General features: G+C 41.9%; 16 protein-coding genes. 10 read left to right on the forward strand and 6 right to left on the reverse strand.

Translation table 11 applies throughout. The annotated features are described in order from the left end of the window. Positions 1-236: 236 nt before the first annotated feature. The 9 genes from glyA to IEW93_RS07895 all read left to right on the forward strand — a co-directional run bounded on the left by glyA (position 237) and on the right by IEW93_RS07895 (position 7,725). Positions 237-1,490, forward strand: a complete 1,254-nt coding sequence (gene glyA, locus IEW93_RS07855) for a serine hydroxymethyltransferase (protein ID WP_188738696.1) — start codon at positions 237-239, stop codon at positions 1,488-1,490. A gap of 109 nt (positions 1,491-1,599) precedes the next feature. Next, entirely contained in the window at positions 1,600-2,049 is a 450-nt protein-coding gene (gene nrdR / locus IEW93_RS07860) for a transcriptional regulator NrdR (protein WP_188738698.1), read from the forward strand. Between the two features lie 78 nt (positions 2,050-2,127). Continuing rightward, entirely contained in the window at positions 2,128-3,273 is a 1,146-nt protein-coding gene (gene ribD, locus IEW93_RS07865; protein WP_188738700.1) for a bifunctional diaminohydroxyphosphoribosylaminopyrimidine deaminase/5-amino-6-(5-phosphoribosylamino)uracil reductase RibD, read from the forward strand. A 64-nt stretch (positions 3,274-3,337) separates the two neighbouring features. Then, a complete protein-coding gene (locus IEW93_RS07870; protein WP_188738703.1) occupies positions 3,338-3,994 on the forward strand; it encodes a riboflavin synthase in 657 nt (218 codons plus the stop codon). A gap of 64 nt (positions 3,995-4,058) precedes the next feature. Beyond that, entirely contained in the window at positions 4,059-5,162 is a 1,104-nt protein-coding gene (ribBA, locus tag IEW93_RS07875) for a bifunctional 3,4-dihydroxy-2-butanone-4-phosphate synthase/GTP cyclohydrolase II (protein ID WP_188738705.1), read from the forward strand. A 123-nt stretch (positions 5,163-5,285) separates the two neighbouring features. After that, the gene (gene ribH, locus IEW93_RS07880) at positions 5,286-5,762 is read left to right on the forward strand and encodes a 6,7-dimethyl-8-ribityllumazine synthase (RefSeq protein WP_160053672.1); all 477 of its coding nucleotides are present in this window, start codon (positions 5,286-5,288) and stop codon (positions 5,760-5,762) included. A 13-nt stretch (positions 5,763-5,775) separates the two neighbouring features. After that, on the forward strand, positions 5,776-6,180 hold the full coding sequence (nusB, locus tag IEW93_RS07885) for a transcription antitermination factor NusB (protein ID WP_188738707.1): 405 nt from the start codon (positions 5,776-5,778) through the stop codon (positions 6,178-6,180). 87 nt (positions 6,181-6,267) lie between these two features. Then, on the forward strand, positions 6,268-7,224 hold the full coding sequence (gene thiL / locus IEW93_RS07890; RefSeq protein WP_188738709.1) for a thiamine-phosphate kinase: 957 nt from the start codon (positions 6,268-6,270) through the stop codon (positions 7,222-7,224). 9 nt (positions 7,225-7,233) lie between these two features. Beyond that, on the forward strand, positions 7,234-7,725 hold the full coding sequence (locus IEW93_RS07895; RefSeq protein ID WP_188738712.1) for a phosphatidylglycerophosphatase A family protein: 492 nt from the start codon (positions 7,234-7,236) through the stop codon (positions 7,723-7,725). 100 nt (positions 7,726-7,825) lie between these two features. Here the strand turns inward: IEW93_RS07895 and IEW93_RS07900 are convergent, their stop codons facing one another. From IEW93_RS07900 to barA, 6 genes are all read right to left on the reverse strand, one after another. After that, on the reverse strand, positions 7,826-8,962 hold the full coding sequence (locus IEW93_RS07900) for a hypothetical protein (RefSeq protein WP_188738714.1): 1,137 nt from the start codon (positions 8,960-8,962) through the stop codon (positions 7,826-7,828). A gap of 66 nt (positions 8,963-9,028) precedes the next feature. Beyond that, positions 9,029-10,687: a DNA repair protein RecN gene (gene recN, locus IEW93_RS07905; RefSeq protein WP_188738717.1), complete on the reverse strand. Its 1,659-nt coding sequence runs from the start codon at positions 10,685-10,687 to the stop codon at positions 9,029-9,031. A 127-nt stretch (positions 10,688-10,814) separates the two neighbouring features. Next, on the reverse strand, positions 10,815-11,783 hold the full coding sequence (locus IEW93_RS07910; RefSeq protein WP_188738720.1) for an AEC family transporter: 969 nt from the start codon (positions 11,781-11,783) through the stop codon (positions 10,815-10,817). A gap of 151 nt (positions 11,784-11,934) precedes the next feature. Next, positions 11,935-12,108, reverse strand: coding sequence for a DUF3319 domain-containing protein (locus IEW93_RS07915; protein WP_188738721.1), 174 nt, complete (start codon positions 12,106-12,108; stop codon positions 11,935-11,937). Positions 12,109-12,201: 93 nt separating this feature from the next. Beyond that, positions 12,202-12,798, reverse strand: a complete 597-nt coding sequence (locus IEW93_RS07920; RefSeq protein WP_188738723.1) for a YjaG family protein — start codon at positions 12,796-12,798, stop codon at positions 12,202-12,204. Further along, positions 12,788-15,625 (reverse strand): two-component sensor histidine kinase BarA, encoded by a 2,838-nt coding sequence (gene barA / locus IEW93_RS07925; RefSeq protein WP_428847852.1) that lies wholly within the window; start codon positions 15,623-15,625, stop codon positions 12,788-12,790. Before barA ends, IEW93_RS07920 begins: the two co-directional genes overlap by 11 nt. 120 nt (positions 15,626-15,745) lie before the next feature. Between barA and rlmD the strand changes: the two genes are divergently transcribed. Next, positions 15,746-17,113 carry a 23S rRNA (uracil(1939)-C(5))-methyltransferase RlmD gene (rlmD, locus tag IEW93_RS07930; protein ID WP_188738727.1) on the forward strand — a complete coding sequence of 456 codons (1,368 nt, stop codon included), beginning with the start codon at positions 15,746-15,748 and terminating at the stop codon, positions 17,111-17,113. Positions 17,114-17,162 lie beyond the last annotated feature (49 nt).

Here is a 17,162-nt window from a genome sequence, read left to right on the forward strand (position 1 = left end):
AGTTGTCAACAAAGATAGCGATAATTCTACTGTATTATTGGCTGAACTCAACAGGGGATTGCCGGAAATAATTTTACCGTCTTAATGGGGTTATAAAAGGCCGAGACAAGAATTAACATCAATCGTTTTGTATTCAGAACACAGTGAATTTCATGTTGTTTCTACTGTGAATCATCATCGTTGCAGAGTAGAATACGCCGCAACCCTACTATAAAGATATTGATGTTGGAGCTACCATGTTGAAAAAAGCGATGAATATTGCGGATTACGATCCAGAATTATTTAAAGCCATTGAAGATGAAACTTGTCGTCAAGAAGAACACATTGAACTAATTGCGTCTGAAAACTATACCAGTCCACGTGTAATGGAAGCGCAAGGTTCTCAGTTAACTAACAAGTATGCTGAAGGTTATCCAGGTAAGCGTTACTATGGTGGGTGCGAATACGTTGATGTAGTTGAGACATTAGCCATTGAACGTGCAAAAGAATTATTTGGTGCCACTTATGCTAACGTGCAACCACATTCTGGTTCACAAGCAAACAGTGCTGTATTCATGGCGTTGTTGCAGCCAGGTGATACTGTATTGGGTATGAACCTTGCACACGGTGGTCACTTAACCCATGGTTCTCCAGTTAACTTTTCTGGCAAACTTTATAACATCATTCCTTATGGTATCGACGAGTCTGGCAAAATTGACTACGACGAAATGGAGCGTTTAGCCATTGAGCATAAACCTAAGATGATGATTGGCGGGTTTTCTGCCTATTCAGGTATTGTTGACTGGGCAAGAATGCGTGAAATTGCCGACAAAATTGGTGCCTATTTATTTGTTGATATGGCACACGTTGCCGGTTTAATTGCTGCAGGTGTTTATCCTACGCCAGTGCCACACGCACACGTTGTGACTTCTACCACACATAAAACCTTAGCTGGCCCTCGTGGCGGTATTATTATTTCAGCTGCTGACGATGAAGAGTTATACAAAAAGTTAAACTCTGCAGTATTTCCTGGTGGCCAGGGTGGCCCATTAATGCATGTTATCGCGGGTAAAGCAGTAGCATTTAAAGAAGCATTAGAGCCAGAGTTTAAAGTATACCAGCAGCAAGTAGTTAAAAATGCCAAAGCCATGGTTGAAGTATTTTTATCTCGCGGATATAAAATCGTCTCAGGTGGTACTGAAAACCACTTAATGTTGGTTGATTTAATTGGTCGTGATTTAACCGGTAAAGAAGCTGACGCGGCGTTAGGCAGTGCCAACATTACCGTTAACAAAAACTCAGTGCCTAATGATCCTCGTTCACCATTTGTTACATCGGGTATCCGTATTGGTTCACCAGCCATTACTCGCCGTGGCTTTAAAGAAGCTGAAGCAAAAGAGCTGACAACCTGGATTTGTGACATTTTAGATGATGCATCTAACACTGCTGTTATTGAGCGCGTTAAAGGCCAGGTGTTGGCATTGTGTGCTAAGTTTCCAGTATACGGTTAATCACTATTGTTTTAGGTGTTGAGGTTTAGGTTAACCTTATGCCACAAATAGGATAAACTTTGATGGCCGCTAATTTTTAGCGGCCATTTTGTTTTCTGCAGGAGGTTCAATGCATTGCCCTTTTTGTAGCGCGACCGACACCAAAGTTATCGATTCTCGATTAGTGGCCGATGGCCATCAAGTTCGCCGTCGCCGGGAGTGTACCGAATGTCATGAACGTTTTACCACGTTTGAGGGGGCTGAATTAGTGATGCCCAGAGTGATAAAGCGTGATGGCACCAGACAGCCGTTTGATGAAGATAAACTGCGTGGCGGTATGTTGCGAGCAGTGGAAAAGCGTCCGGTATCAATTGACGAGATAGAACAAGCCCTTACTAAGATTAAATCAACACTGCGCGCAACTGGCGAGCGTGAAGTGGATTCTGAAATGATTGGTAATCTGATGATGGAGCAGTTAATGACGCTAGATAAAGTGGCTTATATTCGTTTTGCTTCGGTTTATCGCGCTTTTGAAGATGTCTCGCAATTTGGTGAGGCTATTGCCAAGCTACAAAAATAATCACATATGTAAGACCATGCTCTTCTGTTTAGACGATTTTCTACAGGATATATATGGCAGTAAACGAGGTTAACAACCATGTCTAACTGGTCTAGTGTTGATATAGAAATGATGAGCCGAGCAATTAAGCTGGCTGAAAAGGGGCGGTTTACTACTCGGCCCAATCCTTGTGTCGGTTGCGTAATTGTACGCGATGACCACATTATCGGCGAAGGTTATCATCAACGAGCGGGTCAAGGTCATGCAGAAGTTAATGCGCTTAAGATGCTTTATGATAAAAGCCAAACCGCGCAAGGTGCGACTGCTTATGTCACACTTGAGCCTTGTAGTCATTATGGCCGTACGCCGCCATGTGCATTGGGATTAATTAATGCCAAGGTTGCCAGAGTTGTGGTGGCTGTGACCGATGCTAACCCAGAAGTTTCTGGGCGTGGTATCGCCATGCTAAGAGAGGCGGGTATTCAAGTGGATGTCGGTTTACTCACAGATCAAGCATATGCATTAAACCTTGGTTTTATGAAACGCATGAAAACAGGTTTACCCTGGGTAACGGTAAAGGTGGCTGCTAGTTTAGATGGAAAAACGGCGTTATCTAATGGCGTGTCAAAATGGATTACCGGCACTGCAGCTCGTGCAGATGTGCAAAAGTATCGTGCCAGTCATTGTGCGTTAATTACCGGCGTTGAAACCGTGCTAGTTGATGATCCGAGTTTACATGTTCGCTTTGAATCATTAGGTGAATTAACCACCCGACATACTCCAGATGAGATTTTTCAGCCTCTTCGAGTGGTACTAGATAGCCGCGCGAGATTAACGGCAAATCAGCAACTTTTTTCAATTGAAAGCCCAATATTATTGGTGTCAGGGTGTGATTATCCTGCACACATCAAAGCGACATTACCAGCGCATGTGTCTTTTTTAGTTTTAGAGTGTGACTCGTCAGGTAGAATCCCGTTACTGCCCTTGCTAACGTATTTAGGCAGAACGGCAAACTCAGTGTTAGTTGAAGCTGGAGCTACGCTAGCGGGCGCGTTTGTCTCGCAAGGTTTAGCGGATGATATTGTGCTTTATCAGGCGCCTAAGTTACTGGGCAGTCATGGGCGTAATATGCTGCAATTACCCGATTATACCGCAATGGATCAACCCCCTGAATTGCAGTTAATTGATGAGCGCCACGTTGGACAAGATAAGCGTTATATCCTTAGATATAATAAATCCTATTAATTCGTTGTAGCCAAACTTAAAAATCTGAGCAACAGCAAAGTATAAACGTTAAAAGTGAGTCATTATGTTTACTGGGATAATCGAAGCCCTTGGTACATTACGTAAAATTGATCGTAAAGGGAACGATATTCGCTTAACCGTTGCCAGTGGTAAATTGGATTTAAGCGATGTGAAATTAGGTGACAGCATAGCAACTAACGGCGTTTGCTTAACAGTTGTGGCGTGTTTACCTGATGGTTACGTTGCCGACATATCCGCTGAAACGGTTGCGTTAACGGGTTTTAGCCATTACCAGGTGGGTCAAAAAGTAAACCTTGAAAAAGCTGTGACTGCTTCAACTAGGCTTGGCGGACATATGGTCAGCGGCCATGTCGATGGCATTGCCACCGTTGAGCAGTGCGCTTACAGAGGTAAGGCGCTTGAGTTTTGGTTATCTGCGCCTGTTGCGCTAAGTCGTTATATTGCACACAAAGGCTCAATTACCATCGATGGTGTGAGTTTAACGGTTAACGAAGTCGATGGTCACCGTTTTAGATTAACCATTGTGCCTCATACCGCGGGCGAAACCACATTAGTCACATTAAAAGTTGGCGATAAGGTTAATATTGAAGTGGATTTAATTGCCCGATATTTAGAGCGGTTAATGCAGCCTGAGGCAAATCATGAGCCCACATCTGGGGTCACAATGGAGCTGCTCGCTAAATCTGGTTTCTTACGCTAACTAGATGTAAATACCTGTACCCAACATATTCAAATACTATAAATCGATAATTAAAGGTCTGACAATGGCGCTACATAGCATAGAAGAAATCATTGAAGATATTCGTCAAGGTAAAATGGTTATCTTGATGGATGATGAAGACAGAGAGAATGAAGGCGATTTGATCATGGCCGCTGATAAAGTGACGCCAGCAGCAATCAACTTTATGGCAACCTATGGCCGTGGACTCATTTGCCAAACAATGACGAAAGAACGCTGTCAGCAACTCAATTTGCCACTGATGGTAACTAACAATAACGCCCAGTTTTCAACAAACTTTACGGTGTCTATTGAGGCCGCTAAAGGTGTTACCACTGGGATATCTGCTCATGACCGCGCTGTAACCGTGCAAGCTGCGGTTGCTAAAGATGCCAAAGCGTCAGACTTAGTGCAACCTGGTCATATTTTTCCATTAATGGCCCAAGAAGGTGGGGTGCTTACGCGTGCAGGTCACACTGAAGCCGGTTGTGATTTAGCTCGTTTAGCAGGCTGCGAGCCATCGGGGGTGATAGTCGAAATTTTAAATGAAGATGGCACCATGGCGCGCCGACCTGATTTAGAAATCTTCAGTGAAAAGCACGGCATTAAAATTGGCACTATTGCTGATTTGATTGAATACCGTAACACTAACGAAACGACAGTTGTGCGAGAAGCAACCTGTAAATTACCGACTCGTTTTGGTGAGTTTACTATGGTGACTTTTAGAGACACGATAGATAATCAGTTACACTATGCTTTGATTAAAGGTGATGTGCAGCCAAATTGTTTAGTACGTGTGCATTTGCAAAATACCTTTAACGATTTATTGCACTCTGAGCGTGACCAAAAGCGCAGTTGGCCATTAGAAAAAGCCATGGAGCGCATTGCAGCTGAGGGCGGCATTTTAGTGTTACTGGGTAATCAAGAACACAGCAGTGATTTGCTCGCAAAAGTTAAAGCGTTTGAAGCTGAAGACAATGGGCAACTACCTGCGCCAGCAATGTGGCAAGGTACTTCACGTCGTGTTGGCGTAGGCTCACAAATATTAGCGAGTATAGGCGTGACGAGTATGCGTTTATTAAGTTCGCCAAAGCGTTACCATTCACTGTCAGGTTTTGGTTTAGAAGTGACTGATTACATAGCCGAATAATTTTGGTCTATGGTAAATTTAACAATTTCATTAATTGCATAGCGCTCAGGGCTAATGGCTGTGATATCATAGCGCCTCTTTTTGCCCCGAGCCGGGTGCTTTAGCTAATTTAGGTAAGATAGAATGAACGTAGTTCAAGGTAATATCGAAGCGAAAAATGCCAAAGTGGCGATCGTAATATCGCGATTCAATAGTTTTTTAGTTGAAAGTCTGCTTGACGGTGCAATAGACACATTAAAGCGTTTCGGTCAGGTAAGTGACGACAACATCACTGTTGTGCGTGTTCCTGGCGCAGTTGAATTACCGCTAGCAGCAAAACGTGTTGCTGCAAGTGGCAAATTTGACGGCATCATCGCACTCGGTGCAGTGATCCGTGGCGGTACTCCTCATTTTGATTTTGTTGCCGGCGAATGTAACAAAGGTCTTGCGCAAGTTGCTCTAGAATATGACCTACCTGTTTCATTTGGTGTATTAACGACAGATACCATCGAACAAGCCATTGAGCGTTCAGGTACTAAAGCAGGTAATAAAGGCGGCGAAGCTGCACTTGGCTTGCTTGAAATGGTTAATGTACTGCAACAACTAGAACAACAGCTGTAATAGTAGGAAAAGTATGAAACCTTCAGAGCGCCGTAAGGCCCGCCGTTTAGCCGTTCAAGCCATTTATTCATGGCAGTTAAGTAAGAACAATGTTGCTGATGTAGAACATGAGTTTTTAACTGAACAGAGCACAGACGGCGTAGATGTTGCTTATTTTCGCGAGTTATTGTCGGGTGTAGCGTCAAAAACTGCACAGATTGATGATTTGTTGAAGCCACATTTAGATCGTGATTTCGAAGATGTTTCACCAGTTGAAAAAGCAATCGTTCGTTTGGCAACCTATGAGTTGACCTTTCGTAAAGATGTGCCGTTTAAAGTGGCAATTAACGAAGGTATCGAATTAGCGAAAGCGTTTGGCGCCGACGACAGTCACAAGTTTGTAAATGGCTTGCTAGATAAATTAGTGAAACATAAGTAATACCAGAACGGTATCTTCGGATACCGTTTTTCATTTCTATTAATTGTTTCTAAATTAAGGTGGTCGGTTTACCGAACCAAACTGAATGTGAAAGAATTTCAACTCATCGAACATTACTTTCGTAATAAAGGCCAAAAAAGACGCGATGTAGAGCTCAGCATTGGCGACGACTGTGCTTTGGTTAATCCAGCAGACAACAAATCGATTGCGATTTCATGTGATACTCTCGTAGAAAATGTCCATTTTTTATCAGACATGCCTGCCCATGCACTGGGTTATAAGTCTTTGGCTGTGAATCTTTCTGATCTTGCGGCCATGGGAGCCGAGCCTGCCTGGTTTACCCTTGCTTTAACAATGCCAAGTGTTGATGAGTCTTGGTTAGCTAGCTTTAGTACGGGTTTATTTGAGATCGCAGAGTACTATGGTATCGCTCTCATTGGTGGAGATACGACCCGGGGCCCGCGTAGCACAAGCATTACCATTAATGGCCAAGTGATTAAGGGCACTGCATTAACTCGTTCGGGGGCTAAAAATGGTGATTGGATTTATGTTACGGGTACATTGGGTGACTCCGCGTTAGGGTTAGATGTGCTACGTGGCGTAAAATCTGTATACACAGAAGATAAAGAATACCTGATAAATCGCCATTATTACCCCACACCAAGAGTGTTAGCGGGGCAGGCATTGAGAACCTTAGCTACCAGTGCAATCGATTTGTCTGATGGGTTAGTGTCCGATATTGCTCATGTGCTTAAAGCCTCCAAAGTGGGGGCGATTATCGATGTTAATCTGATCCCATTATCTAACTCGTTAAAAGCCAATTTGAGCCGCGAAGATGCACTAAGCTATGCGTTAACTGGCGGCGAAGATTATGAGCTGTTGTTCACTGTGCCAGAATCACAACGCGGTGCTATTGATACAGCGCTTATTCACGCTGGAGTTAAGTTTGTCAAAATAGGCCAGATATGTGCTGGTGATAAACTTAAGTTTGTCGATGATGGCAAGGCTTTTATTCCTGTTTCTCGCGTTTTTGAGCATTTTTAACAAAGGCCTATGAAACTATTTACTCAAGATAAATTTGTAAAAAAATTGTCTCTTGCTAACCCTATTCATTTTTTAGCTTTGGGTTTTGGTAGCGGGAAAGTGGCCAAAGCGCCTGGTACTTTTGGCACCCTAGCAGCCGTACCTATAGTGCTCTTAATGCAACAATTAAGTTTAACTCCCTACTTGATGATCACTGTGCTCAGCATGCTTGCCGGTTTTTATATTTGTGGTAAGGCCGCAAAAGATATGGGCGTTCATGATCATGGTGCAATTGTGTGGGATGAAGTGGTTGGATTGATGATCACCATGATCGCCGCGCCAGTAGGCTTTGTGTGGTTACTACTTGGTTTTATATTATTTCGATTTTTTGACATCATTAAACCCTGGCCAATTCGTTGGTTAGATGCAAAAGTCCATGGTGGTTTTGGGATTATGATTGACGATGTTTTAGCTGGTATATTTGCATTAATGGGTGTGCAGCTTGCGGTTTATTATTTATAACGTTGCTTTAAATACCATAACACCAAATATAAAAAAAGAGCGCAATGTGCTCTTTTTTTATATTTGATCCTTGTGTTTGCACACTTAATGATACTGAAATTTATTGAGTCATCATTAAATTGCTGCGTAGTTGTTCAATCTCATTATTCATTTTGACGATGCGCAACTTAAGATCTGTTTCATAATATGTGCAGCTTAATACTTTACCGATCGGGTTATAGCGTAATTGCCATAACTGCATCAAGCTATTGTCGTTATCGCAATATTCTGGCTTTTTAAGCATAAGTGATGCATCGGTTGATACAGGCGCATTAACCATGTTGACGAAATATTCAGCGCGTAAATTATCATCATCAATGGGTTTAATAAACATGTCAGCTAACCATTGTTCGTAAAATGGTGCAGTATCCTGTTTAGCTTGCATTACAATTTTCAGCATGGCGTTGTGACCAAAGAGCCATTCACCTGAAAATATTCGCTTAAAGTCGCTTTGAGTTAATATGAAAGGAGATTGCCAGGTGCTAACTTTTTTCGAAAATTCTTTGTTTTCAGGGCTAATAGAGTTAGCCAGGTTTAACTGTAACTTGAGCATGTTATAGGCAATAGTATGAGTCATTAACGAGCGAGAAGAGTGGTATACATTATTCCAAAAATGAGCGTCTCTATCTAAGAATGCTGTAACACCATCAATATCGATTATACTTGCATTAGCGTTAACTCCTTTTGCCTCTGCCAGTATGCTTAAATCTCTAAGTTGAAAAAGTTTACTCCAGTGGATTTGCTTCTGATGTGTCAGAGACTGCTCACTTTCTTGCCAATCAGGCATGCTTAATAAAGTATTGTATTGCTCTATTTCAGCCTTGTATTTACCTACAACATCCTGAATATAAGTATCGTTATCATTTATAAATTGATTACATGTGACGATATCAGTTTGATAACAAGCGGTTTTAAAACCACGGGTTAACTCAACTTCTTCTGTATTCAGGGCCAACAATGATTTTTGTTTAAGCGATGCATTATCTTCAGTAGTGCCAACGATAGTTTTGGCATATTCAAACCCGTTTACGCTCGATGCAACGGGTTGTTGTTTTAGCCAGCTGTCTACGAATAGTGTATTTGGCGATTTTGTTCTGTCAGATGCGTTGATTGCCACTAAGCAAACAACGGCAAATACCAATAAGCTGCTGATTAAGCCAACTAGCACGCCTATTATTTTGAGAAAAGTCATCAACATTATTTATCCGTGAAGTCCGTTTAACACAATAGTAACATGTTGCTGGCATTTGATAAATCATCAGCTTTATTGTAATAACTCTCGAGCGTTGGCTAAGGTGTTTTCAGTAATCACATCGCCACCTAATAAACGTGCTAGCTCATTGACCCGCTGATCTTTATCTAATGCTTGCATGGTGGTTTCAGTGCTACCGGCTTTATTAAATTTATTGACGAACATATGCTGGTGGCCATTACCTGCCACTTGCGGTAAGTGGGTTACACACAACACCTGAGTTGATTCTCCAAGGCTGCGGAGCATTCTGCCAACAACAGATGCTGTTGGACCTGAAATACCCACATCAACTTCGTCAAATATTAGTGTTGGAGTGGCCACTTTTTTAGCTGTTATTACTTGAATACCCAAGCCTATGCGTGATAATTCACCACCTGAAGCGACCTTTGAAATGGGTTGTAAAGGTTGCCCCGGGTTAGTTGTTACCATAAATTCGACACTATCACAGCCGTTAACGGAGATATTGTCAGGGTCATGATTCACTTGAATGCTAAATTTACCTTTAGGCATATTGAGTTCATGAATCGATTGAGTGACTAACTTATCTAATTCTTTAGCGTAGCGACTGCGACTTTGACTGAGTTTTTGTGCACTGGCTAAATAGGCTTTTTTGCTGGCCTCTAATTGCATTCTTATTTCATCAAGCTTACTTTCATCCCCTGCAAGCTCGTTTAATTCGGCCATCAATTCTTGATGATGTAACGCCAGCTTGTCTGGGCTCACATGATGCTTACGAGCGAGTTGCATTGCTGTTGATAAGCGTTTTTCAAGAAAGGCAAAGTGCTCAGGGTCGAGTTCTAAGCGACTTAAATAACTTTCGATTTCACTGGCGCTTTCTTGCACTTGAATAAGCGCTTCATTTAGCATGCTGCTAATTGGAGTAAGTGATTCATCATAACTTTGAAGAGTTTCTGCTATGGTGACGACTTTGTTTAATAGTGATTCGATGTTGCCTTCATCGCTTTCAGTGAGCAAGTGTAATCCAGCCTGGCATCGCTCTATTAAATCTGTGCCATTGGCTAAACGCTTGTGCTCTTGTTCTATTTCGTCAAATTCTTCTATGCCTAGGTTAAACTCGTTAAGTTCTTCGACCTGATATTGCAGCAACTGTTGACGAGAGATACGTTCATGTTGCGCTTGCTCAAGTTGTTTAAGCTCATTTTCAACCTGCTTGCATCGCATGTAACTGGCGCTGACATTGTCTAACAATAATTTATGATTGGCATAGCTGTCGAGCAGGCTTAATTGATGCTCACTTTTCAGCATGGCGTGATGTGCATGTTGGCCATGAATCCCAATTAATAATTGCCCAATGGCTTTTAACTGTGTAACAGGTACGGGATTGCCATTGATATAAGCACGTGACCGGCCATCATTATTGATTGTGCGGCGCAAAATGCATTCGTCGTCAGCATCTAGGTCATTGTCTTCAAGCCAACGTTTAGCCAATGGAACATCATGTAAAGTGAAGCGAGCACTGACTTCGGTTTTACTTGCACCTGGCCTTACTGTATTGGCGTCACTGCGATTACCTAAACATAACCCCAGAGCATCGATTGCAATCGATTTACCTGCACCGGTTTCGCCGGTGATGCTTGTCATACCGGCTTTAAAGTCGAGTTCTAAAAAACGTACGATAGCAAAATTGTTAATGCTGAGTTGGCAAAGCATAATGAGTTCCTGTCAATAACACCACAAACCACTGTATTGATAAACAGTATATACTGTTTTTTTATACAGTAAAGTGGTTGGCAGAAAATTATCGTTGCTGGTTTTTTACTCTTGATGTGTACATTACTTAAGCATAAGTTTTCAATAAAGATTCTATTATCGGTAAGGTGATAAACGTCATTAAGGTGCCATATAAAATTGCCTGTGCACTCACATTTGCGTGTACCTGGTAGCGGTCTGCTAGTAAGTAAACGCTTGCCGCGGTAGGCAGTGATGCCAATATTACTCCCATGATTAGCCATTGAGTTTCAACACCCAATGCGGTAAGTAAACCAAAGGCGATGAGTGGCTGAATAATAAGCTTGAGTAGATTAATGACATTAAGCTCGGTTATTAAACCTGCGGTAAATAGATTACTGCCTGTTTGTTGTCGTAATGCTTTGACCAAAACCATTCCAATAGCAAAAAGCGCGCAAGGGCTTGAGGTGTTGCCAACTTGATGCAACATAAGCGAAAAGCTATCTGGTAGGTTAATTTGACTGGCTGATAATGTGATACCTATGGCGCTGCCGAGCACTATTGGATTTTTTCCTAACGCATTTACCATTATCAATATTGCTGGCTGATTAGATTGTTTGCTTCTACTGGCCAGCTCAATTGACACTAAGGCAAAGGCGAACATAATCACAGATAATAAACTGGCAATGGCTGCGGCAACTAAGGCCATTTTGTTGCCTGGAAAAAGCAAGCTCATTAGCGGAATACCAATAAATGCCGTATTGCCAAAGGTGGAATTTAGTGCGCGCATTGCCGCGATTGCTTGCTGCTTGGGAGCTTGCCATAAAGACAGGCAAATCACTAAGGCGTAGGTAATTATCATGGCTAAGCTAAACCCGGCAATAAACCCCCATTGGGCAATATCTTCTATCCGGGTTTCTGCCAAAACGATGAGTAAAATGGCAGGAAAAGCCACGTAATAGACAAATTGATTGAGGACCACATCTGTATCTGCTGGCAGTACTCTCAATTTTTGAACGATGCTGCCAAGCAGCATAATGGCGCAAACAGCGATTAGCGGGGTAAGAATACTCGACATCCCTCGCAATTCCTTAGCAAAATGATAATGTTATCACTTTACTGCTTTTAATAGTGCCGATGCAATTAGACTTAGGCTGAAGTTAACACTTTATAAACGGATAAGTGGCTTGGCAGTATAGTTTGGTCGGGGGATAAAATAGTTTATTGCATTATTTAGTGATCTTGGGCGGCGGTAAAACGCCCAATTCAGTAAAAAAGTGCACTTGGCGTCTTAATTCGAATAGTGAACCAACTCTAACTTGGTTACCTATTACTAGTGTCCAATTATCGGTTTTACCGTTTGAGTTAGTAAAAGTGAACCCTTGATAGAAAATTTTTTTCATCGTTTAACACTAAATAAAGCCTGAATGACTCAGGCTATTCTGATTAAGCTCAACTCGGGTTAAGAGGCTGTTGACTGAAATAAAATGCCTTGGTTATTCGCTAATCCCGATGTTTGAAACGCCTGCGTCAATAATATCCTTTCGTAAACCTTTAACCAGCTCAGCGGTAATATCAGGATTGGCTTCAATAATATCAAGTAGCATGGCTTGAAGCTCTTTTTCCTCTTCCATAACCGGGTGTGAAAACACAAAATCATCGAGTTCTTCATCCATTAATGAATCATCACTGATGGCTTCAATGTAGTTGGCGACGGTACTTGATGACAACTTACTGATATTGGTAATGTCTTCTTCAACTTTGCTGTCTATTGCACTCATTAATGTGGCAACAGCAACGGCTGCATCCATTGCAGGGTAAGCGCCATAGGCCTCGAAATCACTTGGGTCGGGCGTATTTTCGTCAAGACGTTGCAAATGTACATCGATGTTAAACTTGAGTTTTTTATCGTACTGGCTTTGCCATAATAACTCTAATGCTGTACTGAGAACCTGAGGCTCACCGAACTCACATACTTCTGAAAACAATTTGTAATTAGGTAACATGCGTTGGCATAGCGCGATTGCAAAAAGCTGTTTTTGCGGTAAAGACAATGCCTTAAGACGTTTAAAAAAGCCGGGTTTACTGGTCATTAGGAATATCCACTGATAGCTGGTTTATCACTTGATTTGCTGCTGATTCTACCTTAGTTAACTCGTCAAGTAACTCAAGTATTTCAGGTTCGAGATCATCGATGTCAATTTTATGTTTTAACCCTGACTCAATAGCTTGGCAGAGTTTTTGTGTGGTAGGAACACCGCAATAACATGTAGCACCATGAAGCTTGTGTACAGTTTGTAGCAGGCTGCTGGCATCGCGTTGTGTCAGAGCATGGTTAATATTTTCAACGGTTTCAGGAATGGAGTTGACAAGCATTTTAAGCATGTCTAGTGCTAAATCAGGCTTTTGATTGGCTTGAGTTAGGCATAAATCCCAATTGATTATTTGATTATCAAAATGGGTAAATTTAGGTTTAGTTACCCAGCGATTGATGACGCCTTTTAATGACATTTCGTCAATCGGTTTTGGCAAGAAGCCATCCATACCACAAGCGAGTATTTTTTCACGCTCTTCAGCAATAGCATGTGCAGTGACCGCAATAATGGGGGTATTGCGGTTAAGCGACATTGAACGAATTTGCTGTGTGGCGGTTATGCCGTCGATACCAGGCATTTGAATATCCATAAATATTAAGTCAAATGCTCGCTCTTGAGCTTGTTTTATCGCGTCATTTCCATTGTTCACTGTAACAACATTAACCACTAACTCTTTTAGTAATGTGTCGATAAGTTTTAGGTTAGCGTTATTATCGTCAACTGCAAGTACTGACGCTTTTATGCGTTGAGAGTCAGGTATAATCGGCGCTTCAGGTAAGCTTGCTAGGGAGACTGGCGTTGGCGGATAAATTAAATGGCGCGCTAACGTTAAGTCGCTTATGGGGGTATTAAGCAGCACATCGGCATTGGCTTTTAGTACATTAATTATCACATCTTGATCGAGGCAATCGTGTAACAACACCAGACAGTCAGTATGTTGTCGTGCTTGCTGTAATAGATGAATGAGCTCATCGTTATCAACAAATCCATGGCAACTCATAATAATATAATCGTACTTGCTGTTTTTACTGTTAAGTACTGAGGTTAAGTTTTCGGGGTTGGTCGCATTGGTGATGATTAATTGCCAAGAAACTAAACGACGGTTTAATGTATCGCGAGACAATTCTCGTGGTTCGTATAACAGCACTGATTTGTGCTGCAAAACATTAACCGGTAGTACTTCACCAATTTCAAATTGACTGAGCCCAAGTGGGAGTATAAACCAGAAATTTGACCCCTTATTAGGCGCAGATGTAAAGCCAATTTGGCCGCCCATTTGGTTAATTAGGCGTTTGGTGATCACCAGGCCTAACCCTGTACCTCCAAAGCGACGTGATATTGAAGAATCTGCCTGACCAAATGCCTGAAATAAATATTCTTGCTGACTCTCATCAATGCCGATACCGGTATCAATCACTTCACATCTTAGGGTGATGTTGTCATCTTCTTGACTCACCAAATGAATTTTTAATACCACACTGCCTATGTCGGTAAATTTAATCGCGTTCCCCATTAAATTGGTAATGATTTGGCTAACTCGCATCGCGTCGCCACTGACACTTTCGGGGACATTGCTATCAATATCGATAACGAGCTCAATGCCTTTTTCTTGGGCGCTACCGGCAATAATGGTTAAGGTTTCAGCCAAGGTTTCACGTAGCGCGAACGGCATTTTCTCAAGCACCATTTTACCCGCTTCGAGTTTAGAAAAATCAAGAATATCGTTAATGATCCCCAGTAAATTACTTGCGCTGCGCTCAATGGTTTTAATGTAGTCAAGTTGGCTTGTGTGTAGCGGGGTTTTTAACAATTGCCTTGCAAAACCGATGACACCATTAAGTGGCGTACGTAACTCATGGGACATATTGGCTAAAAACTCAGATTTAATTCGGCTAGCTTCTAATGCGCGTTTTTTAGCGAGGTCTAATTCAACGTTTTGAATTTCAATTTGCTCTAAGGTTTCTCTTAAGTCTGACGTGGCTTGATCAATATTTTGTTGCATTTCGTCATGATATTCAGACAAGGAGCCGGCCATGGCATTAATACCTCGCTTGAGTAAATCAAGTTCGCCAATTAAGTTTCCTTCAAGGCGAGTATCGAGTTTACCCTCACGAATTTTGGCCACCACTCGAACCATTTCGGTAATAGGGTGGTTAACATGTTTGACTAATCTGAAAGTGAAAAATAAATTAAATTGCACCCCAATCAACACGATAATAAATGCTGCAATGGCCGCTCGATGTTGTTCTAATAAGGCGTTTTCTTTGTTAAGTAAGACAGAAATATAACCAAGGATTTGCTCCTGCTGGTCATTGTAAAGCGGCTCGATTGTATGTTGGCTTTGCGGCGTATCTTGGTTTTTGTCGTTAACATTATTTAAACGACTCAACAGTAACGATTCCAACCCTGTGTGAGAGATAATGGGCACCCTGATAACCATGGTGTCGCCAATCGTTTCGTTTTCTGTTGCTGTTAGAGTGGTTAACGGTTTTTTATAGCGCATCGTTTCAAAGTCTTTGTGATAGTGCGATGTCACAAATAACTGATTTTCAGCGTCAAAAACTGCTATTGAGTGAATTAACGCTGCATTGTTGATTTGAGAGGCGGCAAGAAGACGTTTTGTCGAATCGCGATCTTGATTGATGATGCCAAACTCACTGGCAATGGCCAAAGGCTCAACAATATTGCTGCCTTTTATGATTAAGGTGTCTTCTAACTCATAAAAGCGGTTTATCGTGAAATAACTTCCAAGTAGAATACCCACGACAATCGTGGGCGCTAACGCTAGTACCAGAACCCAAGAACGCAGGCTGTAGTTGGTCATATTGTTGGCACTTTTCATGGCTGTTAGGTGTGTTCCTGATGCTAAATCGCTATTATTGCGTCTAGACTGCCAGAAACAGCGCACTCTTGACTAGTTTTTTATTCGACATCTGAGGCCGAAATGGCACAATTTTTCAAAGAAAAACCAAACAAATCTAAACAATTATCGGCCAAGCTAACGCTAGATATCACTCAGTTAGATCATCTAGGTGCAGGTATTGCTCAGCATCAAGGTAAGGTTGTATTTGTCCCTGGCGCGTTACCTGGCGAGCGCGCAACCGTGCAGTTGGTTGAGCAAAAGAAAAGTTATGCCAAAGCAAAATTAATCAAGATTGATACGCCATCTACTCGTCGCATTAACCCACATTGTCCGCATTATGTGCAATGTGGCGGTTGTGATTTACAACACATGGACTATCAGGCTCAACACGACCATAAGCAAACGGCATTAGTTGATTTGATTACTAAATTATCCAGTGCTGAAACTGTTACAGATAACCTTGTTGCCACACCCATTGTTGATAATGCCTGGCATTATCGCCGTAGAGCGAGACTCGCAACCGTATTTGACAAAAACACTCAGCGCTTACAGTTGGGTTTTCGTGCTGCAAACAGCAATAAAATTGTTGAAATTAACCAATGTCCGGTGCTTGCTGAGCCTTTGTCTGAACTTATTACACCGTTGGCGGTCAATTTAAACCAGTTAAAAGCCAAAGCCAGTTTAGGCCATGTGGAATTAACCCAAGCTGACAATGGCCGTTTTGCTGTGCTAAGGATAACGAAAACCTTACCTAATTCAGATTTACGTTGGTTGAGTGGTTTTGCTGAAAAGTACCAATTAACGATGCTGTTGCAAGATGACTCGGGCCAATTAACTCAGCTTTATCCAGCATTACCCTCCAACGAAAGTGACGCGACGTTACCGTTTTACCTACTTGCTGATAACAGCGTACGATGCTCGTTTACACCCGGTAACTTTGTTCAGGTTAATGGTGTGATAAACCATGCCATGGTTGAACAAGCTGTAGCTTGGCTTGATCCTCAATCTGGTGAGCGGATCCTTGATTTGTTTTGCGGAGTGGGCAATTTTAGTTTACCGCTAGCGAAAAAAGCGGCACAAGTCATTGCGGTTGAAGGTGTAGTTGAAATGGTTGAGCAAGCAAAACAAAACGCACTCGATAACCAATTAACTAACGTAAGCTTTTACCATGCTGATTTGAGTGCTGATTTGTCTGAGCAAACTTGGCTAGGTAAAATTGACAAGCTGTTGCTTGATCCAGCCAGAGCTGGTGCTTATGAAAGCCTGCAATGGCTGCAAAAAATGCAACCCAAAAAGGTGGTTTATGTATCTTGTAATCCGGCCAGTTTAGCCCGTGACAGTAGTGTATTATTAGCGAACGGTTATCGCATTGCTAAAGTCGGTTTAGTTGATATGTTTCCACAAACCCATCATATCGAGGCAATGGTCTTGTTTGAGCTGGGTAAATAGGTGTTGTTTTTTCAATATTATCAACTGGTATGCTATAAATTTGTTCAAC

The organism is Shewanella inventionis, assembly GCF_014641855.1.
In the GTDB taxonomy this organism is placed as follows: Bacteria; Pseudomonadota; Gammaproteobacteria; order Enterobacterales; family Shewanellaceae; genus Shewanella; species Shewanella inventionis.